Origin of the sequence: Gulosibacter molinativorax (genome assembly GCF_003010915.2) — a bacterium.
Lineage (GTDB): Bacteria > Actinomycetota > Actinomycetes > Actinomycetales > Microbacteriaceae > Gulosibacter > Gulosibacter molinativorax.
This window is the reverse complement of record NZ_CP028426.1, coordinates 2133196-2158013: the sequence shown is the minus strand read 5'-3', so window position 1 is coordinate 2158013 and position 24818 is coordinate 2133196. Positions and strand designations below refer to the sequence as shown.

At 64.2% G+C, this 24818-nt stretch carries 17 protein-coding genes and 1 tRNA gene; 12 read left to right on the top strand and 6 right to left on the bottom strand.

Going from position 1 to position 24818, the window contains the following annotated elements:
- The first annotated feature begins 142 nt into the window (after nt 1-142).
- The 4 genes from GMOLON4_RS09995 to GMOLON4_RS09980 all read left to right on the top strand — a co-directional run bounded on the left by GMOLON4_RS09995 (nt 143) and on the right by GMOLON4_RS09980 (nt 5899).
- Nucleotides 143-346, top strand: a complete 204-nt coding sequence (locus GMOLON4_RS09995; protein ID WP_035732269.1) for a hypothetical protein — start codon at nt 143-145, stop codon at nt 344-346.
- A 164-nt stretch (nt 347-510) separates the two neighbouring features.
- Nucleotides 511-1689 carry a hypothetical protein gene (locus tag GMOLON4_RS09990; protein WP_146137557.1) on the top strand — a complete coding sequence of 393 codons (1179 nt, stop codon included), beginning with the start codon at nt 511-513 and terminating at the stop codon, nt 1687-1689.
- Between the two features lie 172 nt (nt 1690-1861).
- On the top strand, nt 1862-4429 hold the full coding sequence (locus tag GMOLON4_RS09985) for an ATP-dependent Clp protease ATP-binding subunit (protein WP_051266500.1): 2568 nt from the start codon (nt 1862-1864) through the stop codon (nt 4427-4429).
- 210 nt (nt 4430-4639) lie between these two features.
- Nucleotides 4640-5899 (top strand): MFS transporter, encoded by a 1260-nt coding sequence (locus tag GMOLON4_RS09980; RefSeq protein ID WP_051266504.1) that lies wholly within the window; start codon nt 4640-4642, stop codon nt 5897-5899.
- 174 nt (nt 5900-6073) lie between these two features.
- On the opposite strand, the gene GMOLON4_RS09975 is transcribed toward GMOLON4_RS09980, so the two are convergent.
- From GMOLON4_RS09975 to GMOLON4_RS09965, 3 genes are all read right to left on the bottom strand, one after another.
- Entirely contained in the window at nt 6074-7234 is a 1161-nt protein-coding gene (locus tag GMOLON4_RS09975; RefSeq protein WP_035732271.1) for an alpha/beta hydrolase, read from the bottom strand.
- Nucleotides 7234-8718 (bottom strand): flavin-containing monooxygenase, encoded by a 1485-nt coding sequence (locus GMOLON4_RS09970; protein WP_026936420.1) that lies wholly within the window; start codon nt 8716-8718, stop codon nt 7234-7236. The genes GMOLON4_RS09975 and GMOLON4_RS09970 overlap by 1 nt, the downstream gene beginning before the upstream one ends.
- A 173-nt stretch (nt 8719-8891) precedes the next feature.
- A complete protein-coding gene (locus GMOLON4_RS09965; RefSeq protein WP_026936421.1) occupies nt 8892-10070 on the bottom strand; it encodes an alcohol dehydrogenase catalytic domain-containing protein in 1179 nt (392 codons plus the stop codon).
- 146 nt (nt 10071-10216) lie between these two features.
- Between GMOLON4_RS09965 and GMOLON4_RS09960 the strand changes: the two genes are divergently transcribed.
- Entirely contained in the window at nt 10217-11995 is a 1779-nt protein-coding gene (locus GMOLON4_RS09960; protein ID WP_035732273.1) for a helix-turn-helix domain-containing protein, read from the top strand.
- Nucleotides 11996-12002: 7 nt separating this feature from the next.
- Here GMOLON4_RS09960 and GMOLON4_RS09955 read toward each other — a convergent pair whose 3' ends face one another.
- On the bottom strand, nt 12003-12944 hold the full coding sequence (locus tag GMOLON4_RS09955; RefSeq protein WP_026936423.1) for a Ppx/GppA phosphatase family protein: 942 nt from the start codon (nt 12942-12944) through the stop codon (nt 12003-12005).
- Nucleotides 12945-12979: 35 nt separating this feature from the next.
- Here GMOLON4_RS09955 and GMOLON4_RS09950 point away from each other — a divergent pair, with 35 nt between their 5' ends.
- The 4 genes from GMOLON4_RS09950 (at nt 12980) to GMOLON4_RS09935 (ending at nt 20270) form a co-directional block, all read left to right on the top strand.
- On the top strand, nt 12980-13483 hold the full coding sequence (locus GMOLON4_RS09950; protein ID WP_026936424.1) for an amino-acid N-acetyltransferase: 504 nt from the start codon (nt 12980-12982) through the stop codon (nt 13481-13483).
- A 236-nt stretch (nt 13484-13719) separates the two neighbouring features.
- Entirely contained in the window at nt 13720-16425 is a 2706-nt protein-coding gene (locus tag GMOLON4_RS09945) for an ExeM/NucH family extracellular endonuclease (protein WP_051266506.1), read from the top strand.
- Between the two features lie 166 nt (nt 16426-16591).
- Nucleotides 16592-19315: a bifunctional metallophosphatase/5'-nucleotidase gene (locus tag GMOLON4_RS09940; protein ID WP_051266508.1), complete on the top strand. Its 2724-nt coding sequence runs from the start codon at nt 16592-16594 to the stop codon at nt 19313-19315.
- A 283-nt stretch (nt 19316-19598) separates the two neighbouring features.
- Nucleotides 19599-20270, top strand: a complete 672-nt coding sequence (locus tag GMOLON4_RS09935; protein WP_026936425.1) for a hypothetical protein — start codon at nt 19599-19601, stop codon at nt 20268-20270.
- Nucleotides 20271-20357: 87 nt separating this feature from the next.
- Here GMOLON4_RS09935 and radA read toward each other — a convergent pair whose 3' ends face one another.
- On the bottom strand, nt 20358-21701 hold the full coding sequence (gene radA, locus GMOLON4_RS09930) for a DNA repair protein RadA (RefSeq protein WP_026936426.1): 1344 nt from the start codon (nt 21699-21701) through the stop codon (nt 20358-20360).
- Nucleotides 21702-21902: 201 nt separating this feature from the next.
- On the opposite strand from radA, the gene GMOLON4_RS09925 reads away from it, so the two are divergent.
- The 3 genes from GMOLON4_RS09925 (at nt 21903) to GMOLON4_RS09915 (ending at nt 23886) form a co-directional block, all read left to right on the top strand.
- Nucleotides 21903-23051, top strand: a complete 1149-nt coding sequence (locus GMOLON4_RS09925; protein WP_106486788.1) for an ISAs1 family transposase — start codon at nt 21903-21905, stop codon at nt 23049-23051.
- Nucleotides 23052-23104: 53 nt separating this feature from the next.
- Nucleotides 23105-23194 (top strand) — tRNA-Ser (locus GMOLON4_RS09920).
- Nucleotides 23195-23634: 440 nt separating this feature from the next.
- On the top strand, nt 23635-23886 hold the full coding sequence (locus GMOLON4_RS09915; protein WP_169516552.1) for a type II toxin-antitoxin system death-on-curing family toxin: 252 nt from the start codon (nt 23635-23637) through the stop codon (nt 23884-23886).
- On the opposite strand, the gene GMOLON4_RS09910 is transcribed toward GMOLON4_RS09915, so the two are convergent.
- Complete coding sequence (locus GMOLON4_RS09910) at nt 23883-24221, bottom strand: MGMT family protein (RefSeq protein WP_035733985.1); 339 nt, start codon at nt 24219-24221, stop codon at nt 23883-23885. The two genes, GMOLON4_RS09915 and GMOLON4_RS09910, sit on opposite strands and share 4 nt — an antisense overlap.
- Nucleotides 24222-24818: the final 597 nt, after the last annotated feature.

The following is a 24818-nucleotide window of genomic DNA, read 5'->3' as shown; positions in this document are numbered from 1 at the left end:
GCACTGGTTATCGGGATCCACCTCGCGTTCGCGAACATCGCCAATCATGTGACGACGCTCGTACCGCTCGTGAAGTAGGGGAGTGCTGAGAACCTGGGAGTCCCGGTTGCAGAATTAGGCCAGCCGGTAGACTTGAACGATCATGACGCAAGAATGGTGGCTCAACGCCCTCTGGTCGGTGACGCCGACGATCATCATCGGCATCCTCTTTGGCCTGATCATCTACGCCGCGATTAACGGTGACCGTAAGGTCCGCCGCGAGCGCGCGAACGTGGAAGGCGAGGAGCGCGCACGCTTCGCCGCGGAGCGTGCCGCCGATAAGACGAGGACCGCCGAAGGCGAGTAGCGACTGCCCGGTGCTGCGCCGGCGCCCTTTCTGTCGCGTCCGCTATCCGAATACCCTGTGAGCCTTCGGGAAAACATCAGTAATCGTCGGGATTGCACTCCTACCCTTGGGTGATTGTGGGGCACGAATCACGTGCCCAGACAGTCGTCGAGGGAGGGTTGGTCTTGCGGCAAGTAGTGGTCAGCGTCGCCTTCGCGATCTCTCTCGTCCTCATCCTCGGAACCTCAGGCTGCGCATCCGCCAGCCCACAGACCGAGACGCAGGTCACCGAGTTCGACACCTACACAGCTCAACTTCAGGCGCTCCCGGGTGTCCAACAAGTCGACCTGAATGCGAGCGAACAAACTTCATCCGTGAGCCTCAATGTCCAGCTCGTTGACGACGTCGAGCCCGCGGCGCTGGCCGAGATCGGTTCGGCTGTCGCCAACTTCATCCCGACGGCCGAAGAACACGGCTACGTACCCACGGGGCCTGCGATCCGACTCGACGAGTCGGTATATGCGTACTTCAATGGGCTCACTACCGAGCAGGTTCAGGATCAATTGGGCTATTGGCTCGGCCTGGTTCGCACCGGCGTGAACTCGGTGCAGATGCGCACCTACACGTCGACCAACAACGTTCCGGCGAAGGGGACGGTCGGTGCGGCGAAGACGACCGAGCAGCCGCCGCGGTATGTGCTCGTGGACCTGCCGCCGGACATCACGGAGGAATCGCTGCGCAGCCTGATCGACGGGCTCGCGGCCATCAAGGATCCTGGCGCGCCGGGCGGTCAGTGGGACTTCCTCAACCTCGCCCCACAAACCAAGGGCGAGTACGCTGAGCCGTCGTTCCCGTCGACGACTGAGCTGTCGTATGCGGTCACCGCGGGCAATCACTTTGCGGAGGTCGATGGCCTTGCCAACGTCGAGGTCATACGGGATGCGGGGCACGACACCCCGCTGCAGATCCGCATCGCGGTCTTCGACGACGCGATGGATGGCGTTGGCAGCGGTGACGCGGCAGCCGTGTTTGAGAACACGGAAGCGTGGACGCACCTCGTGGACCTCGTGGCGCTGCTTGAGACTGCAGGCTCCCTCGACTACAGCGTCCGCGTGCTTGCTAACCCACTGAACGATGGCGGGAACTTCCAGCTCGATTTCTCGGTCCACGGCTGCAAATTCGAGGCCGATTCGACGTGGCCCGAGCTCGCTACGGCACTGAATGGTGTCTGGGAAGAGCACGCAGCCTCGGCGCGCTTTGACGCTGATCCAACCTGTAAGAAGCCGTCGGATAAGAGCCATCAAGCGCATCCTGACGAGACCTCCGGCGACTCTTCTGAGGCGACTGATCCCCAGGCGCCGTAGCCGCGCATCCACGTGCTGGATGCATCCAGCGGCCGAGAATTCGCTGTTATCTAACCGACTCACGCCCAGGGCGAACAGGGGCGAGATTTCAGGGGCCCGGCAAGTACTCTCGAAAGCAACCTGGCCACCGGTGTAGCACTGGCGCCGGAACCAGCCCGAAGGAGAGATCCGCATGTTTGAACGCTTTACCGACCGCGCCCGACGCGTGATCGTGCTCGCCCAGGAAGAGGCAAAGCTCCTAAACCACAACTACATCGGCACCGAGCACCTGCTGCTCGGCCTCATTCACGAGGGCGATGGCGTTGCGGCGAAGGCGCTTGAGTCGCTCGGCATTTCGCTCGAGGCAGTGCGCGATCAGGTGCAGGACATCATTGGCAAGGGGCAACAGAAGCCCAATGGCCACATTCCCTTTACTCCGCGTGCCAAGAAGGTGCTCGAGCTTTCGCTGCGCGAGGCGCTGCAGCTCGGCCACAACTACATCGGCACGGAGCACATCCTGCTCGGCCTGATTCGCGAGGGCGAGGGCGTCGCTGCCCAGGTCCTCGTGAAGCTCGGCGCCGACCTCAACTCGGTGCGCCAGCAGGTCATCCAGCTGCTCGCCGGCTACCAGGGCAAGGAGCCCGTTGCCGCCGGACCCGAGGGCACTAGCGGCGCAAGCCCGACTGGTTCGGCCGTGCTCGACCAGTTTGGTGAGAACTTCACGCAGCTCGCGCGCGACAACAAGCTCGACCCGGTGATCGGGCGCGAGAAGGAAATCGAGCGCGTGATGCAGATTCTGTCGCGTCGCACGAAGAACAACCCGGTGCTGATCGGTGAGCCCGGTGTCGGTAAGACCGCCGTGGTTGAGGGCCTCGCGCAGGCGATCGTCAACGGCGAGGTGCCCGAGACGCTGAAGGACAAGCAGCTCTACAGCCTCGACCTCGGCTCGCTCATCGCTGGCTCGCGCTACCGCGGTGACTTCGAGGAACGCCTCAAGAAGGTCACCAAGGAGATCAAGACTCGCGGCGACATCATCGTCTTCATCGACGAGATCCACACCCTGGTGGGCGCTGGCTCGGCCGAGGGCGCGATCGACGCCGCGAACATCCTGAAGCCGATGCTCTCGCGCGGCGAGATGCAGACGATCGGTGCGACCACCCTTGACGAGTACAAGAAGCACTTCGAGAAGGATGCCGCGCTCGAGCGACGCTTCCAGCCCATCCTCGTAGATGAGCCTTCGGCAGCGCACTCGATCAACATCCTCAAGGGCCTGCGTGACAAGTACGAGGCCTTCCACAAGGTGACCATCACCGACGACGCGATCGTCGCCGCGGTCAACCTGTCGGATCGCTACGTTTCGGACCGCCACCTGCCCGACAAGGCCATCGACCTGATCGACGAGGCTGGCGCGCGCCTGCGCCTGTCGGTGCTGTCCTCGCCGCCGGAGTTGCGCGAGCTTGACGAGAAGATCGCCAAGGTTCGGAGCGACAAGGAAGAGGCGATCGACCTCCAGGACTTCGAGAAGGCCGCATCCCTGCGCGACGACGAGAAGAAGCTGCTCGGTGAGCGACTTCGCCTCGAGAAGCAGTGGAAGGCTGGCGACGTCAAGGCGACCGGCACCGTGGATGCGGGGCTCATTGCCGAGGTGCTCGCCCAAGCGACCGGCATCCCGGTGTTCAAGCTCACCGAGGAAGAGACCGCGCGTCTCGTCTTCATGGAGGATGCGCTGCACGAGCGCGTCATCGGCCAGGAAGAGGCTGTTTCCGCACTGTCCAAGACCATCCGCCGAACGCGCGCTGGCCTCAAGGACCCGAACCGCCCATCCGGCTCGTTCATCTTCGCTGGTCCGACCGGTGTCGGTAAGACCGAGCTCGCGAAGGCCCTGGCTGAGTTCCTGTTCGACGACGAGTCGGCGCTGATCACCCTCGATATGTCCGAGTTCGGTGAGAAGCACACGGTGTCGCGTCTGTTCGGTGCCCCTCCGGGATTCGTCGGATTCGAGGATGGCGGCCAGCTCACCGAGAAGGTGCGCCGGAAGCCGTTCTCGGTCGTGCTCTTCGACGAGATCGAGAAGGCCCACCCGGACATCTTCAACTCGCTGCTGCAGATCCTCGAAGAGGGCCGATTGACTGACGGTCAGGGTCGCGTCGTCGACTTCAAGAACACCGTCATCATCATGACGACCAACCTCGGTACGAAGGACATCTCGGGTGGCCCGGTTGGCTTCCAGATCGAGGGCGACACCGGTACGTCCTACGAGCGGATGAAGGCAAAAGTCAACGAAGAGCTCAAGAAGCACTTCAAGCCCGAGTTCCTCAACCGTGTCGACGACACGATCGTATTCCCGCAGCTCTCGCCGAAGGAACTCCTGCAGATCGTGGACCTCTTCACCAAGCGTCTCGCCGAGCGCATGCTCGACCAGGACATGACGGTGAAGCTGTCGCAGCCCGCCAAGGAGCAGCTCATCAAGGTTGGTTACGACCCCGCACTCGGTGCGCGTCCGCTTCGCCGCGCGATGCAGCACGAGGTCGAGGACCAGCTGTCGGAGTACATCCTTCGCGGTGAGCTCCGCGGTGGCGACCACGTTGAGGTCGACTACGACGGCAAGGAATTCCAGTTCGACATTCAGCGCAAGGAGCGCCAGCGTGTCGGTGCGGGTTCCGGGTACGTGAACGCCGAGGGCGTTATCGACACGAAGCCTGAGGCTGGCGTGGCTGGCATCGCCGAGGGCAGCGCCACGACGCAGGATCTCGACAACTAGGTCTGACTAGCTGAAGTCGCGCCCCCTTTCCCAATTGGGAGAGGGGGCGCGACTTTTTTGTGGCTGTGGCTGAGGCCCTGTTCGTTAGGACGCATGTGAGGGCGGTGTGTGGGCAAATTCGAGGGAGGCGGCCCTCCCCTGCGTCCTAAGCGTCGGGTCACGGGTACTGGCGGTCAGTCGCCCGCGCGACGCGGGCGTAGTCTGGAGCGCATGACTGAAGGCAAGGGGGAGGCGCCGCTTTCGCGCGTGCTGACGATCGCGTTTCTGCCGACATTTATCTATTCGATCGGGCAGGGCGCCATTGTTCCGGTGATCCCGGCGGTCGCGGCTTCCCTCGGAGCCAACGTCGCGTTCGCCGGCTTCATTGCCGGATCGCTGCTCATTGGGCAAGCAATCGGAAACCTTCCCGCCGCATCCGTCGTGCGCAAACTCGGCGAGCAGAAGGCGATGATGATCGCCGCCCTCGCGACGATCATCGGCGCATCCATCTCGTACTTCGCGACATCGACCTGGATGCTCCTCGCCGGCATCCTGATTCAGGGCCTGATGACGGCCACGTTCGCGCTCGCGCGACAGTCATTCCTCTCTACCTACGTGCCGCTGCGGTACCGAGCGCGCGCGATGTCCTCGCTTGGCGGTGTATTTCGGTCGGGGATGTTCGTCGGGCCGTTCCTCGCCGCGTGGCTAATCTCGCTGACGGGCGATCCGCAGAACAACTTCCTCGCATTCATCGCCTGCTCACTCTTGGTGTTCGTGGTGCTACTGATCCTGCCGGACATCGAAAAGTACGGCTCGCCGAACACCAAGCTCAGCATGGCGAAGGAAGAGCGGCCCGACAAAGAACCGATGTGGCAGACGTTCCAGCGCAAGCGCAACGTCCTACTCACGCTCGGCACGGGCGCGGGCACCATGATGATGGTGCGGTCGGCCCGGCAGGTCGTGCTGCCCCTTTGGGGTCACGCCATCGGCATGGATGCGGGGATGGTCGCCATCGTGATCGGTATCGGCGGTGCGATCGACTTCGCGCTGTTCTTTACGAGCGGCTGGATCATGGACAAATTCGGTCGTGCGGCGAGCGCCGTTCCCGCTATGGCGGGCATGGGGCTCGGATTCCTGGTGCTGGCGTTCCTGTTCGAGGTGCCGCACGCCGACATCTGGTTCATCGTGATCACGTGCTGGCTCGCGCTGTCGAACGGCGTTGGCTCGGGCGTCGTGATGACGCTCGGTGCGGACCTCGCTGATCCGGGGGATCCCGCGCCGTTCCTTGGTGCGTGGCGAACGATCACGGACGTGTCGGGCGCGACGGTACCGTTCATCGTTGCGGGGCTCGCGGCTGTGGCGAGTCTGCCACTCACTGCTGGTGTGTTCGGTGTGATTGGGCTTGGCGGCGGGTTCCTGTTGTGGCGATACATCCCGAAGTACGTTCCGAAGCCGCCAATGACCGGGCCGATCGACCTCGCGGGGGACTAGCCCTGCCCAAGCTCTGAGCGCGCCCACGAACAAACGAATACCCCCGGAATGGCGGCCTACCCCTTCCAGCAAAGGGGTAAACCGCAACCTCGGGGGTACTCGGGAATGGGGCGGCGGCGGGAGGTGGGCGGCTGACTGCGGGGCGAGGCGGGCCGCAGCGGGCGGCTGACTCGACTAGGCCGAAGCCCGAGCGAGCGAGTCCTCGTTAGCCGCGGCGGCGACGGCGCGGAGGATGAAGTCCGCGGCCTGCTCGAGCATCCGCTCGCCGGTGGCAATCTTCCCGGCCGAAGTGAACAGGCCGTGTGCGTGGTCCGGCAGGTGCACGAGTTCGACGTGCGTCCCGCCAAGGGCCAAGCGGCGTGAGTACTCGAGCGCCTCATCCGCAAGCGGATCGAGCCCGAGCGAGAGGATCCACGCTGGCGGCTGAGCCGGCCCATCCTCGGTGACTGCGGGCAGCGGCGAGACACGGGGGTCCGACCGCAGCGCCTCGTCAAGCACGTAGTTCTCGACGAACCAGCGGATGGTCGCCGCGGTGAGCGGCACGCCGTCGGTGATGCGCGCGAACCCGGCGGATTCGTTGGCGACATCGAGCATCGGGTACAGCAGCACCTGGCCGATCACCGTGGTGTCGGCCACGTGCATCGAAGGCTGCGACGCGAGCACCGCGGCGATGCCGCCGCCCGCACTGTCGCCGATCGTGACGATGCGGTTCGCGTCCCACGAGCGTTCCGCTGCGGCATCCCGAACCCAGGCCACCGCATCGCGACAGTCTTCGTGGCCAGCTGGGAACGGGGCCTCGGGGCCGAGTCGGTAGTCAATCGCGACGACCGGGAGGCCAGTGAGCGTCGCGATGCGGCGGCACACCGAGTCGTGCGTCTCGAGCGAGCCGATGACCCAACCGCCACCGTGCGCGAACACGATGACAGGGTCGGCAGCCGCACGATAGGACGCAGCCTCGAAGGCACCACCCGTGGAATCGGTCGAGGTCGGGCCGTCTATGCGTCCTAACGAACGATCCGAACCGGGAGCCGATGCCGATGTCGATACCGATGCCGATGCCGCCGCCGAGTCCGAAGCCAAACCCGAACCCGATGCCGAAGCAGACGCCCGCGCGGGGCGCGGGTCATAAACCCGCACCCCGAACGAACCAACCGCAACATCCTCGACGTGAGCCACCGCATCCGGTGCCAGACCGTTCGCCGCACACGAGCGCTCGTAGTTCGCACGAGACTCGGCCACTGACGAAGCATCCTGATACGACTTGCCGCCGGCCTCGCGAAACGCCGCGATGAGCCCTCGCTGGTCTGCAGCTACGCGAGAAAGTGGGATCTGCATTATGCGGTCACCAGCGCAGTGGACTTCACGATGTAGTCCTCGGTGTTGAACTTCGCGGCCCAGTCGCGGAACTCCTCGACGGTGCCCGACCAGTTGTTGATGACCTTGCCCTTCGAGTTCTTGTACCAGCTCGAGCAGTCGCTCGAGAAGGACGAGCCCTCCATCTCGGCCTGCAGCGCCTCGTTGAACGACGCGAGGCGGTCACGGCGGATCTCCACCGACACGCCCTCGAGCTCCGAAGTCTGACGCAGCATGTCGATCACGTGATCCTGCTGGATCTCAAACATCGCGATGTTCGAGTTGTGGTTCAGGTTCGTGTTCGGGCCGTAAATAAGGAACATGTTCGGGAAGCCGTCCACCGAGGTACCGACGAACGCCTCGGCATCCTCGGTGCCCCAACGCTGGGCAAGCGTGACGCCGTCGCGACCGACGATCTCAAGGTCGCCCTGGAAGCTCTGCGAGTAGAACCCGGTCGCGTAGATGATGACGTCGGCCTCGTGCTCCACGCCATCGGCGGTGACGATGCCGTTTTCGGTGAAGCGGTCGATGCCCTCGGTCACGAGCGACACGTTGTCGCGCAGGAAGGTCGGGTAGTAGTCCGAGGTGCGCAGGATGCGCTTGCAACCGAACTCGTAGGTCGGGGTCAGCTTCTCGCGCAGCTCGGGGTCGGTGATGACGGAGTTGAGGTAGTCGATCGACTCCTGCGCGCCCTGCTGCTGGCCGTCGGTGTTGAGGCGGGTGCGCTCGAAGCCGGCCTCGCGCAGCTCGTGGATCGAGCGGCGCGACTCCTCGAAGATCGAGGGGTCCTGCTCGAACGCGTCGAGCTGCTCCTCGGTGAAGGTGATCTGCTCGCGGGGCAGGATGTAGTTCGCCGAGCGCTGGAAGACCTCGAGGTGTTCCGCATCCTGCGCGACGAACGGCACGTATTGCACTGCCGACGCGGCCGAGCCGATCGAGATGACCTTCTTGCCCTTGAGGTCGATGTCGTGGTTCCAGTGTGCCGAGTGGAACTGCTCGCCCTTGAACGTGTCCTGACCCTCCCAGGCCGGGACCTTCGGGGCGTTGAGCTGGCCCCACGCGGGGATGAAGAAGTCGGCCGTGTACTGCTCGCCGCCGCGCAGCGTCAGCAGCCAGCGTGCATCCTCTTCGAGCCAGCGAGCGGAGACGATCTCCGAGTTGTACTTGATGTGCTTGTCGAGACCAAACGCATCCTTCATTTGCAGCTGGTAGCCGAGCATCTCATCCTGGGCGGCGAACATCTTCGACACGCGAAGGTGAGGGAAGAAGCTGTAGCAGTAGACGTGCGCCTGGGTGTCGCAGGCCGCGCCCGGGTAGGTGTTGTCGCGCCAGACGCCGCCGATCTCGTCGGCCTTCTCAAAGACGACGAAGTTGTCTTCGCCGGTGCGGACGAGCTGGGCGGCCATGCCGAGGCCGCTGAAGCCGGACCCGAGGATTGCGATGCGGAAGTGCTGCGGAGTAGTCATGAAGTGTCCTTCTAATTTGGGATGTACCGAAGAGTTGGTGGTTTTTGGGCGCACTCGAGGAGGGCGCGGGGTGGGTGGATGCGCGGGCGGGGTGGATGCGCGGGGTGGGGTGCGGCTGTCGAGGCCCGCTCCTTTCGATACGCGGCTGCGCCGCTACTCAAGGAGCCGGTGGGTTACGCAGATGCGGTGGCGAGGTGGGCCGCGGGAGTTGCTTCCTCGTTGTGGGGGAAGTGGATGATTTGCCGCAGCACGGTGCCGGCGGCCAGCGCATCCATGCCCTCGTTGATTTCGTCGAGGGTGATGGTGTCGCTGATCAGGCGTTCGAGCGGGAGTTTGCCCTCGCGCCAGAGCTGTTCAAACTTGGGGATGTCGCGGCTCGGGACGGCAGAGCCGAGGTAGGAGCCGATGACGGATTGGGCGCGCGCGGTGAGCTTGAGCGGCTCGATCGCGCTCTCGGCGCCCGGTGCGGGGAGTCCTACCGTCACGAGGGTGCCGCCGAAGCCGATCATCTTGAACGCGGTCTCGAAGGCGCGGGGGTGCCCGACCGCCTCGATCACGACGTCAGCGGTGATGCCCTGCTCGACTGCCTCGGCCGGGGTGTGCGCCGCGGTGGCGCCCCATTCGCGGGCGAGGTCGAGCTTGGCCTCGTTGGAGTCGACGGCGATCACCTCGCGCGGTTCGATGCCAATCGCGGTGAGGAGAGCGGCCATGCCGACGCCGCCGAGTCCGACGACGGCGACCGAGTCTTCCGAGGTGACCTTCGCCGCGTTGAGCACCGCTCCGCCGCCCGTGAGTACCGCGCAGCCGAGCACGGCCGCGATGTCGGCCGGCACATCCTCGCCGACCGGCACGATCGAGCGGCGGTCAACCACCGCGTAATCCGCGAAGCCCGAGCACCCGAGGTGGTGCTTGACCGTTTCGTCGCCGCGGTGGAGGTGCTCGCTGCCGTCGAGGAGCGTGCCAGCCTCGTTGGTCTTCGAGCCGTTCGAGCAGGGCAGCTTGCCGTCGGTGTTGCATTCGCGGCACTCGCCGCAACGGGGCAGGAAGGTGAGGACGACGCGCTGGCCGACCTGCACATCCGTGACGCCCGAGCCGATCTCTTCGACGATGCCCGCGGCCTCGTGGCCGAGCAGCATCGGCACCGGGCGAGGACGCGAGCCGTTGACCACCGAAAGGTCGGAGTGGCAGATGCTTGCCGCTTCGATGCGAACGAGGAGCTCGTTCTCGCCCGGTCCCTCGAGCGTCAGCGTGTCGATCGTGATGGGGCGCGTCTTCGCGTACGGTGCCTCGGCGCCGATTTCGTTGAGGACTGCGCCGCGGATCGTGCGGGCAACGCTTGCGGTGGCGGTCATGAGATCTCCGTTGATGGAAAGTTTGGTGGATGCGAGCCGTTTTGCGGTGGTCGCTCCCTGGCTGCTGAGAAAAATCATGCCGGGCCAGCAAGGCCAGTTGGGTGTGTGGATTTCCACACTTTGTGAGAACTCGTAGAATTTTCACCATGATGGATGCGGGAATCCCCACCGGCGACCACGCTCAGCTGGTCGAGTGGGCAAGGCGACAACAGCAGCTGCTCACCTCAATTAGTGACTTCGCGGCGTCGATCACGCGCATCCGCGACTACTCGGATGCGCTCCAGGAGTTGGTGTCGCGCGCCCGCCTGCTGATCCAGTCGGACATGGTCTACATCAGCCTCAACGGCACCGACGGTTCGGGGTACACGAGCATCGTCGCGACCGACGGCGTCTGGAACGAGGAATACCGCACCCTCAGCATGCCGCTCGGGGCGGGCGTGCTCGGCCGGGTCGCGAAGTTCGGCAGTGCCGCGCAGTCTGCAGACTACGGGGCAGACTCCGCGCTCGTGCACGACCCGAACGTCGACCGGATCGTCGCGGCCGAGGGTGTGCGGGCGATTCTCGGGGCGCCGATGCGCAGCGAGGGGCAGGTGATCGGCGCGCTGATGGCGGCGAACCGCTACCCGGGATCGTTCAATACCGAGCAGTTCTTTATCGCGCAGGCGCTCGCGAACCTCGCTGGAGTCGCGATCGAGAACTCGGCGCGGCTGGATGCGCTGGGCGCGCAGATCACGCAGCTGCGGCTCAGCGAGGCGGAGGCCCGCGAGGGGCTCGAGGCCGAGCAGCGGCTCGCGCGCATCGACGAGGTATTGCTGTCGGTGATGGGCCGTGGCGGCGGATTCACGGAGCTCGGTGAGGGGATGTCCCGCGTGATGGGGCGCGAGGTGCAGATTCTCGACCTCACCGTTCGGCACGACATGCGCAATGCGGTCGCGAAAATTGGTGACAACGAGCGGCCCCTCGTCGTGCTCTCAGCGCGCGCCGACGAGCCGATGACGTCGACGCGCGGTGACGGCACGCCGTTCACCGTGATGGCGGCGACCCAGGACGAGGCTCCGGTCGGGGCGGTGATGGTCGACGGTGAGGTGGATGCGCAAGACGAGGCGATCCTGAGCCGCTGCGCCCGGGTGCTCGGCGTGTTCCTGAGCGCGCAGAACCGGGAGCTTGACGCGATCGTGCGGCGACGCCGGGAGCTGATCGCGCAGATCCTCGCCGCTGGTGCGGGCGGGCTCAACATCGCGGTGACCAATCAGCTGCGCGAGCTCGGGATCGCCGAGGGGGAGCCGTTCCGGATTGTCGTGGTGGACGGCTCGGAATCGTCGCTCGGCGACTTCCAGCACCGCATCGACCTCGACTTCGGGCTCTCGCTCCTCTACGGCGAGTTCGACGGGCAGCTCGTGAGCATCATGCCGGAGCGTGCGTTCGCGCGCATCCGCGAGATGTTCGAGGCTCGCGGCGCTCGCGGTTGGGGTGGGATGCTCGTCGGCCACTCGCCGGCGCTGCATATGCTCGAGATTGTGCCGGAAGAGTATTCGCTCGTGCTGCGCGTGCTCGACGCCGCGCGTCACTCCGGGCATTCGCGCACGCTCGTGTCGCTCGACACGTACGGGGCGATCGGCGCGTTCCTTACCAAGGTGACGATCGAGCCGACTAAACGGGCGATCGTCGACACGCTCGGGCCGCTGCTCGACTACGACGAAGAGCACGGCACCGACCTCGCCGACACGGCATCCGCCTACCTCGATTCAGCGCATTCCGTCGCGAAGACCGCCACGATGCTGCACGTGCACGCGAACACCGTCCGGCAGCGGCTCGATCGCCTCGCGAAGCTGCTCGGGGACGATTGGGCGGAGGGACAGCGCGGTCTCGACCACCACATCCTGCTCGCCGCGAACCGACTCGTCGGCCCCTATCGCGGTCACTGATTAACCCCTACTTGTGGTGCTCGCGGGGGAGTCGGTCGAGGTAGTCGAGCAGGACACCCTCGCGCATAGCCCAAGGCGACACGTCCATCTCGTCGATCCCGAACGCATCCATGACCTCAGACAGCACGATGCCGCCCGCGACGATCTGGTAGGAACGATCCTTCGTCACGCCGGGGAGCGCCGAACGCGACGCCGCGGGCATCTCCGCGAGGCGCGGCACCCAGTCGTCGAGCTGCTTCTTGCGCAGGCGCACGCGGTCGGCTGGGCCGACGCCGTCCGTGACCGCGCCGGCAAGTCGCGCCCACGATCGCACCGTCTTTGATGAACCAACGAACTGGTCGGCGTTCGGCAGCGAACCGAACTTCTCGACCGCTGCAGGCAAGGTTCGGCGGACATGCTGTCGCAGCTTCTTAATCTCGCCGTCCGTGGGCGGATCCCCGAAGAGGAACCGCTTCGTCAGACGCCCGGCCCCGAGCGGCAGCGACATCGCGAGCTCCGGCAGCTCGTTCGTGCCGGTCGCAAGCTCAAGCGAGCCACCGCCGATGTCCACGAGGGTGATTCGACCGGCCGACCAGCCGAACCAGCGCCGCGCCGCGAGGAACGTTACCGACGCCTCCTCTTCACCGCTCATGACCTGCAGCTCAATGCCGGTCTCCTGGCGGATGCGATTCAGCAGCTTCTGTCCGTTCTTCGCCTCGCGAATTGCGGACGTCGCCATCGGCATGAGCTCATCGAGGTTCAAGTCCTCAATCAGCGCGGCGGCGGCGTGCAGCTTCGACATGATGTGCTCGACACCTTCGGAGCTGATCGAACCGTCCGGCTCGAGGTACTTCATCAGCCGCATGGTCGACTTCTTCGACGCCTCCGGTACTGGCATTGCTCCGGGTCGTGCATTGACGACGAGCAGGTGGATGGTGTTCGATCCAACATCGAGGACTCCGAGACGCATAGTGCGTAATTCTACGCGCGCGCTACCCTGGTTCGATGCCACAGTTCACGATTCGCCCCGCGCGCACTGACGACGTCGTCGGCATTCAGGCACTGATTCAGCCGATGGTCGACCAGAACATCCTGCTCGGAAAGGGCCTCGTCGTGCTGTACGAGGCCGTACAGGAATTCGTCGTCGCAGAGACTCCGGACGGCGACCTGGTTGGATGCGGTGCGCTGCACGTGCTCTGGCGTGACCTCGGCGAGGTGCGAACGATCGCATCCTCGCCCGCGGTGCGGGGGCAGGGTGTGGGCCACGCGATGCTCGAGCGGCTCATGGTGGATGCGCGCGAGCTCGGCCTCGAGCGCCTGTTTTGCCTGACGTTTGAGACGGAGTTCTTCGGGCGCCACGGATTCCGGGCGGTGGACGAGCAGGTCGTCGACACCGAAACCTATCGCGAGATGCTGCATTCGCCGGATGCGGGAACGGCCGAGTTCCTGGATCTGCCATGGGTCAAGCCGAACACGCTCGGCAACACGCGCATGATTCTGCGGCTGTAACAGCCGGTTACCGCGCGACGGGGTCGCGCGGTTGCCAGAGTGTTGGATGCCAGAGTGTTGGATGCGTCGCTGCGGTCGGATTGTCGAATGTTCGCCCAGCCGCAGGTGAATGCCAAGTAAACGCAGGCTGGAGTGTTCGCTGCGTAATTGAATTGTGACGTTTACCGCAGGGTCGTTTCAGCCAAGTATGTTCGGGCGCAATTCGTGTTCAACCTGGCAATTAAGGAATCAATTCCGTGCGTACACATCTGAAGAAGCTGGGCATCGGCGCCCTGGCTGCGGCACTGGGGCTCGGCGGTATTACCGCTTTCGCTCCGGCGCAGCCCGCCGCGGCGGCATCGTCGACCGTGGTCATCAGCGAGGTCTATGGCGGCGGTGGTAACTCCGGTGCCACGCTGACGAACGACTTCGTCGAGCTCTACAACCTCTCGACCACTCCGATCGACGTCGGTGGCTACCAGATCGTTCGTTACTCCGCTTCGGGGAACGCGCAAAGCGACACCTTCACGCTCCCCGCGGGCTCTACGGTCGAGCCCGGCGGCTACTTCCTCGTGCAGATGGCGGCCGGCACCGGCGGCACTGAGGCACTGCCGACGCCGGATGCGGTGGGTAACCAGCCCTACGCCGGTACCGCTGGCGGGTCGGAGCTTCGCGATGCTTCCGGCGCGCGAGTGGACCTCGTCGGCTACGGAAACACCACAATCTTCGAGGGTTCGGCGCCCGCACCGACCACGTCGAACAGCACGTCCGCGCAGCGCAAGGACTCGGCGGTCGACACGGACGATAACCGCGCCGACTTCCAGGCCGTGACGCCGACCCCGCAGAACTCGGGCAGCGGCACGACGGACCCGGAGGAGCCGGTAGATCCCGAAGAGCCCGTCGACCCGAGCGAGATCACCGAAATCTCTGACGTCCAGGGCACCGGCTCGGCATCTCCGCTCGCGGGCCAGACTGTTACGACCGAGGGTATCGTTACCGCGGTCTACACCGGCCAGGGCAGCAAAAACGGTTTCTACATCCAGGAGCCGGGCGCGGTAGACCTCGCCACCCACGACGCATCCACCGGCGTGTTCGTCTACGGCGGCAGCAGCTTCGCCGGCGGCGTCCAGATCGGCGACTCGGTCGAGGTGACCGGTTCGGTCAGCGAATACTTCGAGGCAACCCAGATTACGACGACCTCGACCACCGTGCTCACCGGCGAAGAGGCCCTCGGCGAGGCAATCGCTGTTGAGCTCCCGGCCTGGCCCGAGACCGACGCTGAGCGCGAGCTCTTCGAAGGTATGCTCCTCGCGCCGCAGGGTGACTACGTCGTCACCGACAACTACTCGCTCAACCAGTTCGGCGAGATCGGCCTCGGCTTCGAAGGCCTCCTCCTCACCCCGACCGAGGTCGGCGCACCCGGCTCGGCCGAGGCAGAGGCCCAGGCTGCAAGCAACGAGGCCCGCGGAGTTCTGCTCGACGACGGCCAGACCTGGAACTACATGACCAACACAGCCGCGAAGAACTCGCCGCTGCCGTACCTCACACTCGACACCCCGGTGTCTATCGGTGCGAGCACGAACTTTAACGGCGGCGTCATCCTCGACTACGGCTTCGACGAGTGGCGTTTCCAGCCCACCGCACCGGTCAAGGGCACCGAGACCTCGCCCGTCACGTTCGAAGACGTCCGCGAGGATGCGCCGAACCTCACCACCCGCGGCGATGTCACGGTGGCGACCTTCAACGTCCTGAACTACTTCACGACGCTCGGCCAGGACTACAACTGCTCGTCCTACAAGGACCGCGAAGGTAACCCGATCGGCACGAACAGCTGCACCGGAAACGGCCCCCGCGGCGCCTACACGCCGGAAAGCTTCGACCGCCAGGAAATCAAGATCGTGAACGCGATCAACGCGCTCGACGCATCCGTCATTTCGCTCGAGGAGATCGAGGACTCGTCTGACTTCGGCCTCGACCGCGACTACGCGCTCAGCCAGCTCGTGGATGCGCTCAACGCGGAGGCAGGCGCCGACAAGTGGGAGTACGTCGCGACCCCCGCCGACTACACCGTTCCTACGAGCGGTAACGACGTCATCCGCACCGCGTTCATCTACCAGCCCGCCGAGGTGACCTACGTCGAGGACAGCTTCGCGATTCTCGACAGCCCCGCGTTCACCGCGGGCGGCGAGTACGCCAGTGCCCGTGCGCCGCTCGCCGCTTCGTTCATCCCCGCGGCCGAAGGCATCAACTCCGACGAGAACAAGTTCATTGTGATCGGCAACCACTTCAAGTCGAAGGGCGGCGCGGGTACCGGCGGCAACGCGAACACCGACGACAACGTCGGCGGCTGGAACCTCGCGCGCACGCACCAGGCGGATGCGCTGGTCCAGTTCGCTGCCGACCTCCAGGAGCAGCAGGGCACCGACCTCGTGTTCCTCACCGGTGACATCAACGCGTACTCGGGCGAGGCTCCTGTCTCCGCGATCACTGCAGCGGGCTACGAACACCTCACGGTCGGCGGCCCCGAGTACTCGTACTCGTTCGGCGGCACGGTCGGCTCGCTCGACCACGTCTTCGCATCGCAGGCGGCGAACGCACTCATCGTCGACCAGGACATCTGGACGATCAACGCGAACGAGGCCATCGCGCTCGAATACAGCCGCTTCAACTACAACGTTGCGGACCTTTATGACACGACCCCGTTCCGCTCTTCGGACCACAACCCAGCGATCATCGCGCTGCAGTTCCCCGTGACCGAGGAGCCGGTCGACCCCGAGGAGCCGAACGGCAACGAGCCGGGTAACAACAACGGCGGCTCGAACAACGGCAACGGTAACCAGGGCAACAACAACGGCGGCACCAACAACGGTGGCAGCAACAACGGCAACGGTAACCAGGGCAACAACAACGGCGGTACCAACAACGGTGGCACCAACAACGGCAAGGGCAACGGCAACAAGTAGCGAGCACATCGCGCGCCAGTAATCCCTTCGAAAGCGGGGGCAGGTCTACAGACCTGCCCCCGCTTTCGCGCAAAACAATTGTCAAAATCAGCTGATATTTACCTAACCGTTACCTGAAGCTGTGAGAGTGGTGCACGTTTCGTCTCAGACACCCAAGGAGGCCCACGTGGCTCAGGTTTCAAAGTTTGTGAAGGGTGGTGTCGCGGCCGCTGCCGGTTGCGCGCTGGCTTTCACCGGGCTTGCGCTCCCGGCGCAGGCAGAAGCGCTCAAGACCAACGCGCCAATCGTCCCGACTGAAGGTACGACGCAGATCAACCTGATCGGCTTCAACGACTTCCACGGTCGCATCACGCACGCCTCGGCATTCGCCGCCAACGTGCTCGACGTGCAGGAGCCGTTCGGCGCGGAAAACACGATCATCATCGGTAACGGTGACCAGGTCGGTGCTTCGGAATTCGAGTCTTCGGTGGCCAGCGATGTCCCGACCCGCGATGCGCTCAAGGCGCTCGGGGTTGAGGCATTCACTGCTGGTAACCACGAGTTCGACGCTGGCTACGACCTCGCGGACAACGACGTCAACGACGCTGTCGCGATCCAGCAGGACTTCGGTCACCTGCTTGCCGCCAACGTCACGAAGGAAGACGGCTCGCTCGCGCTCGACGCGTACCAGATCTACGAGGTGCAGGGCTTCAGCGTTGCCGTCGTCGGTGCGGTCACCTCCTCGACCCCCTCGGGCGTCAGCCCCGACGGGATCCAGGGCCTCACCTTCGGCGACCCGGTCGTCGCGGTGAACGACGTCGCAGCCGACCTCAAGGACGGCGACGCGTCGAACGGTGAAGCAGACATCATCATCGCCTCGTACCACGAGGGTGGTCCCGAGAACGGCGACCCGATCGACAACAACCTCGCGAACGCTACGTTCGCCGAAATCGCGAACGACACCTCGCCCGAGGTTGACGCGATCTTCAACGCGCACACGCACCGCGTCTACAACTACGAGTACAACAACCGCCAGATCGTTCAGGCCGGCGAGTACGCCGGTAACGTCGGTCAGATCGTCCTCGACGTGAACACGGAGGGTGACGTCGTCGCCTCGAGCTCGTCGGTCATCCCGACCTACGAAGGCGACGCGCCTCGTGTAGACGCCACAACCTTCACCGGTGACGCCGCGACCACGTACAGCAACGTCACGGCGATCCAGGAAGCAGCGATCGCTGAGGCAGAGGTTCTCGGCGCCGAGCAGGTTGGTGTCGTGAATGAGGACATCACCCGCGGCAAGGCATGGGACGCCGGTGCGGTCGCGGTTGAAGACAACCGTGCGCAGGAATCGACCCTCGGCGGCGTCGTCGCCGACTCGATGGTCACGTGGGCGAACGCCAACACCGAGATGGGCGCTGACGTGTCGATCATGAACCCGGGCGGTCTCCGCGCGGACATCCTCGGCGACGGCTCGCTCACCTACAAGGATGCACAGTCGGTCCTGCCGTTCGTGAACAACCTCTCGATCATCGAGCTCAGCGGCGCAGACCTCAAGACGGTCCTCGAGCAGCAGTGGCAGCTCGACGCGGACGGCAACGTCCCGGGTCGCCCGTACCTCCAGCTCGGCCTTTCGACCAACATCAACTACACCTACTCGGGCGCGACCTCGGATGACCCCGCGACCACGCAGGGCACGCACATCCAGTCGGTTTACATCAACGGTGAGGCCATCGTTGACGACCAGACCTACAAGGTAGTGCTCCCGTCGTTCCTCGCAGCGGGTGGCGACAACTTCTTCGCGTTGAACAACGCGGTCTCGAAGTTCGACACCGGTTCGGTCGACCTCTCGGCCTTCATCGCCTACGTCGAGTCGCTCGAGAACAAGGAGCTTCAGCCGGAGCAGACCCGCAACGGCTTCAACCTGAACGGCTACTTCGCCGAAGACGGTTCGACCCCGCAGGTTGAGCAGGGCGCGACCCACACCTTCACGGTGTCGGATGTTGACCTCTACTCGCTTGACCACGTCGCGAACACTGAACTGGTCGCCACCATCGATGGCCAGGAAGTCGGCAAGGCCGACATCACCGGCGTGACCGCAAACGGTGAGATCACCACCGCAGAGCTCACCATCACGGTTCCGGCCGCACTCGCCGCTGGCGCGTACACGCTCGAGCTCACCGCAAACCCGTCGGGTTCGACCGTCCAGGTTCCGCTCGAGGTAACCGAGGCTCCGGTTGTTGCCGAGCCCACGATCGTGGCCGAGAAGGACACCTACACCGCTGAGGAATCGGCCGAAGGCGTCGTCTACGCGGGCGCGAACTGGGCACCGAACGCCGCAGTCAAGATCGAGGTAACGCTGCCGGATGGCACCGTGACGGAGATCACGGGTGTTGAGACCGACGACGCCGGTGCGTTCACCGACGGCCTCGTGTGGGAGACCACGGATGAGTCGGGCAACGTCATTGAGTCGAACCTGCCGTTCCCGGTCGGTACCTACACGATCAACGCTTCGCAGGAGATCGACGGCGAGACCGTGACCGCGACGACCACCTTCACCGTGACCGACGGTGCAGCGACGGACGACGCTAACGGTGACTCGACCGGCACCGATGACTCGACCGGTGACGATGACTCGACCGGTGACGCAACTGGCACCGACGACTCGGCTGGCGCCGACGACGCTAACGGCGACGCAACCGGCGGCGTTGTGCCCCCGACCGATGGCGCTGACAGCGACACCGGCGCTCAGGGAGACAACGGTGACAACACCGACAACGGCGGCGTGAAGGGCGACAACCTCGCTCAGACCGGTGCGAACAGCACGCTGATCTTCGGCCTGCTTGCTGCCGCAGCAGCCGCGATCGCCCTCGGCGGTTCGTTCCTGCTGTTCCGTCGCCAGCGTGGCGCATAGGTTCTAGCAACCGAAGCGAACGCTAGCCACAGCATTCGCTAATCACTCGCGGCTCGCATCCACACCGGATGCGGGCCGCGAGTGGCTTTCCTGGTCGCCTTCCGCAGGTGCGAAAGCTGGCCGCCGTGGTGGATGCGCAGGCCTCGGCGAACGCGCGGGGCTATGTAGATGCGCGGGTCCGGGCGGATGCACGGTCCGTGCGGACGTGCACGTCACCGTGGAGGCATCGGGTTGCGCGGTGCGCCTCCGGTCACGTGAGGCTGCGCATCCTTAGGCTTGGGGCATGAGCAAGAGTCCGCGCAGCAAGCCAAGTCCGGCCGTCTACCGACGTCGACGGCTCATGGCGTTGCTCGGGCTGATCATCGTGATTGCGCTGATCTGGTGGCTCGTAAGCGCCATCATCGGTGGGGTTCGGGGTGGAAATTCCCAAGAAACGCCCCCACCGACGGCCGCCGAAGCAGCCGGTACATCCGCACCACCAGTGGCCACGGAAACACCGACCCCGACACCCACCGAGACACCAACCCCGAGTCCAACGCCCACACCGACCCCGAGTGTCTGCACGGACAATGAGGTTTCGGTGCAGGCGGTCGTGGACGCGGAAGCCTACGCGGAAGGTGAATTGCCGCAGTTCTCGGTGACGCTCAAGAACACCTCTGACTCGCCGTGCATCATCGACATCGGCACCGCCTCGCAGGTGTACACGGTGATGTCGGGCAGCGACACGATCTGGGTTTCGACGCACTGCCAGGTCGAGCCGAAGTCGCAGGTCGTCGAACTCGTCGCGGGGAAGGACGTTTCCGCGCCCGCGATTGAGTGGTCCCGTGAGCGTTCGAACACGAGCACCTGTGACGATGAGCAGCGCCCGGCCGCCGTCGCCGGCGGAGCGTATTACAACCTCACGGTGAAGATTGGTGGGATCACTTCCGACCCCGTCTATTTCACCCTGAGCTAGCTACTGGCGAGCTCATTGCTTGTGCCTTAGCTAACGCGCGGCAAGAGTGGCTGTGGTAGTTGATCCTTCGGCGAAAGTCCGGATGCCTCAACTGTCGCGCCGCACGAGCGCCGCGTCGAGCGCCTGCTTCACCGTGCCGTTGCCGGACCCGATCGGTGTGGTAAACCCGAGCCGGGCCGCCTCGTTCACGCGTTGGCGTTCCGATGTCACCCCGCGGATTTCGCCGACGAGGCTGACTTCACCGAAGACCACCGCGCGCTGCTGGACCGCCTGATTTTTGTAAGCGCTGGCGATCGCAAGCGCAATCGCCAGGTCGGCCGCAGGCTCCGTGACGCGAACGCCGCCACTCGTCGAGACGTACACATCGAATTTGCTCAGCGGTAGGTTGATGCGACGCTCGAGCACGGCGAGCACCATCGCGACGCGGTTGCCGTCGACTCCGTTCACAACGCGACGGGGGTTTGGCGCCTGCGTGGCGACGACGAGCGCCTGGATCTCGACGGGCAGCGCGCGGCGGCCCTCGAGCGACATCGTGACGCAAGAACCGGCGACCGCGTTGTCTCGTTCGCTGATGAAGAGCGCGGAGGGATCGGGGACCTCCCTCATGCCGTCGCCCTCCATCTCGAAGCAACCGACTTCATCCGTCGGGCCGAAGCGGTTCTTGAGCGTGCGAACGAACCGCAGCGCGGTCTGACGATCGCCCTCGATGTGGGCCACGACATCCACCAGGTGCTCGAGCAGCCGGGGACCGGCGACATTGCCGTCCTTCGTGACGTGACCGACGAGAATCGTTGGCAGCTCGCGCTCCTTGGCGATCCGCACCATCGTGCTCGCGACGGTGCGGACCTGACTTGGCTGCCCGGCCAACGCATCCACCTCGCTCGACGAGACGGTCTGCACAGAGTCGAGGATGAGCAGCGCCGGCTCGACTTCCTCGATGTGCCCGAGCACCGAGCCGAGGTCGGTTTCGTTGGCGAGGTAGAGCGTCGGCTGCAGGGCGTCGGTGCGCGCCGCCCGCATCCGTACCTGGTTCACGGACTCCTCGGCGCTGATGTAGAGCACCTTCGCGCCAGTCGCGGCCACGCGAGAAGCCACCTCGATAAGCAGCGTCGACTTGCCGACACCCGGCTCTCCGGAAAGCAGGATCGCCGCACCCGGAACGATGCCCCCGCCGAGGACGCGATCAAACTCGCTGATGCCTACGGGGAGGTGGTGCGCATCCACCCCCGAAGCCTCGGTGATGGGGCGTGCCTTCGTCGCGGGCTTCGAGGCGGTCGCCTGAAAATGCACGCCCTTCGCGGTGGCGCCGCGCTCCTCGACGGTGCCCCAAGTCTGGCATTCGGGGCAGCGGCCGACCCATTTCACGGCCTCGTACCCGCACTCGGTGCAGACGTACGCGGACTTGGGGCGAGCTTTTGTCTTCGGAGGCATGCCGTAAGGGTATTCCGACCCACCGACATCGCCGGGGAGCACCCCACAGGGCGCGGGAATCGAGCCAATTTTGCGTATGAATTTGCCAGGGCTCTTTCAAAGTCCTGGATGAGGCGTGCGCGCGGCGTGGCCGCTTTTAACCGATGAGAACTCCTGTTAATCCGGTGGTTACCACAACCGTTGGAACACAGGAGTTCTCACATGTCATCATCGTTGATCGACCTGATTTGCGCCACCACCACTGCTCCGACCGACTTCGAGGCTGTCCCCGAAATCGATTTCGAGGCCCTCCGCAATCTCCTCGCGACCACCCCAGACCCACGCTCCCGACGCGGCTGCCGGTACGAATTCGCGGAACTCCTCAGCATCTTCGTGGCCGCGGTACTCTGCGGCGCAAAATCCCTCACCATGATCACCGAATGGGCCGCCCACCAAGCCCAAACCCGGCCGTTCCCATCAGGACGAACCCCCTCCCTCGCCACGATGCACCGCGTCGCGACCAGCGCCGACCCGGTCTGGCTCGACGAACACTTAGGCGCGTGGACCCGCAACCAGCACTCCGTCACCAGCAAGGTCGTCGCCATCGACGGCAAAGAAGTCCGCGGCGCGAAACACGCCAACGGGCAACGCGTGTTCCTGATGGCCGCGTTCGATCACGGTACCGGCTGTGTGATCGAGCAAGAACCCATCCCGGAGAAAACGAACGAGATCCCGCACTTCCCGATCCTGCTCGCCAGGCTCGGTGACCTGCAGGGGATGATCGTCACTGCGGACGCGCTCCACACCCAAACATCCCACGCACACTGGTTACACGAGCACGGCGCACACTATGTCTTCACCGTGAAATCGAACCAGCGAGCACTGCGCGATCGGATCATGCAGCAGAACTGGGCCCACCACCAACCCGGCTTTCTCGACACCGAGAAGAAACACGGCAGGATCACTCGCTGGGAAGCGACCTGCCTGCCCGCCCCGACGCGAATCAGGTTCCCGCACGCGGCACAAACAATGCGATTGACGCGCGACCGCACCAACCCCCGCACCCGCGAGTCCACGCGCGAGCACGTGTTCGTGATCACCTCGCTGCCACCCGAACAGGCCAGCCCCGCCGCCCTAGCGAGCTACATTCGCGGGCATTGGGGTATCGAGAACCGGTTGCATTGGATCCGCGATACCGCCTACCGCGAAGATGCTTCCCAGGTCCGTACCGGCAACGCCGCGCACTTGATGGCCACGATCCGAAACCTAGCGATCACCGTGCACCGTTTGGCTGGCGCGACGAACATCACCGCGGCCCTGCGCCATGCTGGCACACGCCCGAACACGATCAGAACCATCACCGGACTTTGAAAGAGCCCTGATGAATTTGCATTTCTGGAGAGTGTGCCCGTATATTTGTCCGCGGTGACGTGTCCGAGCGGCCGAAGGTGCAACACTCGAAATGTTGTGTGGGGGCAACTCCACCGTGGGTTCAAATCCCACCGTCACCGCCACGAAATAACCCCCGACTTCGTTGGAATACCAACGGAGTCGGGGGTTTCTCGTTTCTCGTTTCTCGTTTCGCGAGACCGCTCCCGTGCCCACATTCTGCCCACACTTGAACTAATCCGTGCCTGTTCGAGAGCATCCGCGACGGCCTCGAGATCGTCGTCAAACGGTCCGGAGTAGGCCTCCTTCGCCGCATTTTGGAGGCGGTGGCAGAGAACCCGCGAGGCGTCCTGTTGACTGATCCCGGCGGACTCGTGATGCTGATGCGAAATGTGTGAGACGGGCCGCGCTTGTGCTCGAGGTTCGACGGGGATTCGTTTGGTGCGGCGTCCATTGGACGGTGAGCGCCGCGTACGCTTCCTTGTGCATACTTCGGCGACTGAGCGCGCGAGTGTTCAGCGATGTTTGCGGCGACACCCAGCTACTCAGGTTCATGTTCTGTTTCTTGCGTGATGAAGAAGTCGTCCGCGGCATCGCTGTTCGGCCTCAGCAAGAATATTTTGGCCGGGAACTCTTCGTGAAGGTATTCGAGAAAGCAGCGGCCCTGCTTCACGGGTTCGCGACGACTCAATATTTCCACGATGGGAACAAGAGAACGTCATTCTTGTCCGCGACGTTGTTCCTCGAAACGAACGGCTATGAGTGGATCAGCCCGGAAGTTGACAAGCTGAAAGATTCCTCTCGGCTGGCGGGCTAAGACTCGACGTTGCGAAAGATCTCGTGATCCGGTTCGAGGCGAGCGCGGGTGAGAGCGATCCGATAATCCTCGGGCGAAACCACGCGAGCGAGCGGCGTGCCTTCGAGTTCATAGTGGGGGAGTGCGCGACCTGAGTGCCCTTGCGGCGGGAGTCCGGATGCGGGAACAACTCGCCACCACGCCACACCGCTGCCATACCGAGCCATCACCATGCCAACTGCGCGGGGAGCGTTAGAGCCCACCGCTGCGGCAACATCGCCGTACGTCATGACTCGGCCGGCGGGGATGCGCTGAACCACGGCAAGGACCTCGTGGATGAACTCTTGGCTCGGCATGGAGAAAGACTATGGCGGTCACTTGAGGATGCGGCTGCCAGATGCACGCTGAAATCGACTGTGATTGCTCCTGAGACTCGAAAGAGCATCGAATACTGGCGTTTGACACGCCCGGGTTGAAGGCTCTGTGCCGCGTGGTGGTGCGGAAGTCGGCTTGTTTGGGGGTGTGGGTTTGCGTGGGATCGATGGGTTGTCATATGCTTATCGAGTTGCCGGAAACGGGAACAACACACCAGGGCCTAACGGTTCGGTGCGTGTCACGAATAGCCCTGTTGGGTTGGTGGCTTCGAAAGATCGGTTAGATCTCACGGGAGTGCGCGAGTTGACATGCTGGAATTGCCTGGTGTAGGTTAGTGAAGTTGCCTCCGCGAGGCCCACCACGAGAGAACATCCGAGTGAGGGTGTGGTTGGTTGGGTACATGGTAGGCATCCGATCCTTGAGAACTCAACAGTGTGCACTTTTATTGTCTAATGCCATTTTGGATCCTTTTGTGGTTCCTTATTTTGGATAAAAGAAAAGCCAGTCCGACCGTGTTGGTTGGTTGGTTGGTTTGTTTTGTCAGTTGATTGAACTCAGCCCTGTGTGTTGCTTTGGTG

What these genes read in the sequence shown, in the direction of transcription:
- GMOLON4_RS09975 (WP_035732271.1), bottom strand. Translation starts at nt 7,234, where the DNA reads ATGCAGATCCCACTTTCTCGCGTAGCTGCAGACCAGCGAGGGCTCATC.
- GMOLON4_RS09980 (WP_051266504.1), top strand. Translation starts at nt 4,640, where the DNA reads ATGACTGAAGGCAAGGGGGAGGCGCCGCTTTCGCGCGTGCTGACGATC.
- radA (WP_026936426.1), bottom strand. Translation starts at nt 21,701, where the DNA reads ATGCCTCCGAAGACAAAAGCTCGCCCCAAGTCCGCGTACGTCTGCACC.
- GMOLON4_RS09925 (WP_106486788.1), top strand. Translation starts at nt 21,903, where the DNA reads ATGTCATCATCGTTGATCGACCTGATTTGCGCCACCACCACTGCTCCG.
- GMOLON4_RS09995 (WP_035732269.1), top strand. Translation starts at nt 143, where the DNA reads ATGACGCAAGAATGGTGGCTCAACGCCCTCTGGTCGGTGACGCCGACG.
- GMOLON4_RS09970 (WP_026936420.1), bottom strand. Translation starts at nt 8,718, where the DNA reads ATGACTACTCCGCAGCACTTCCGCATCGCAATCCTCGGGTCCGGCTTC.
- GMOLON4_RS09950 (WP_026936424.1), top strand. Translation starts at nt 12,980, where the DNA reads ATGCCACAGTTCACGATTCGCCCCGCGCGCACTGACGACGTCGTCGGC.
- GMOLON4_RS09935 (WP_026936425.1), top strand. Translation starts at nt 19,599, where the DNA reads ATGAGCAAGAGTCCGCGCAGCAAGCCAAGTCCGGCCGTCTACCGACGT.
- GMOLON4_RS09985 (WP_051266500.1), top strand. Translation starts at nt 1,862, where the DNA reads ATGTTTGAACGCTTTACCGACCGCGCCCGACGCGTGATCGTGCTCGCC.
- GMOLON4_RS09910 (WP_035733985.1), bottom strand. Translation starts at nt 24,221, where the DNA reads ATGCCGAGCCAAGAGTTCATCCACGAGGTCCTTGCCGTGGTTCAGCGC.
- GMOLON4_RS09960 (WP_035732273.1), top strand. Translation starts at nt 10,217, where the DNA reads ATGATGGATGCGGGAATCCCCACCGGCGACCACGCTCAGCTGGTCGAG.
- GMOLON4_RS09965 (WP_026936421.1), bottom strand. Translation starts at nt 10,070, where the DNA reads ATGACCGCCACCGCAAGCGTTGCCCGCACGATCCGCGGCGCAGTCCTC.
- GMOLON4_RS09955 (WP_026936423.1), bottom strand. Translation starts at nt 12,944, where the DNA reads ATGCGTCTCGGAGTCCTCGATGTTGGATCGAACACCATCCACCTGCTC.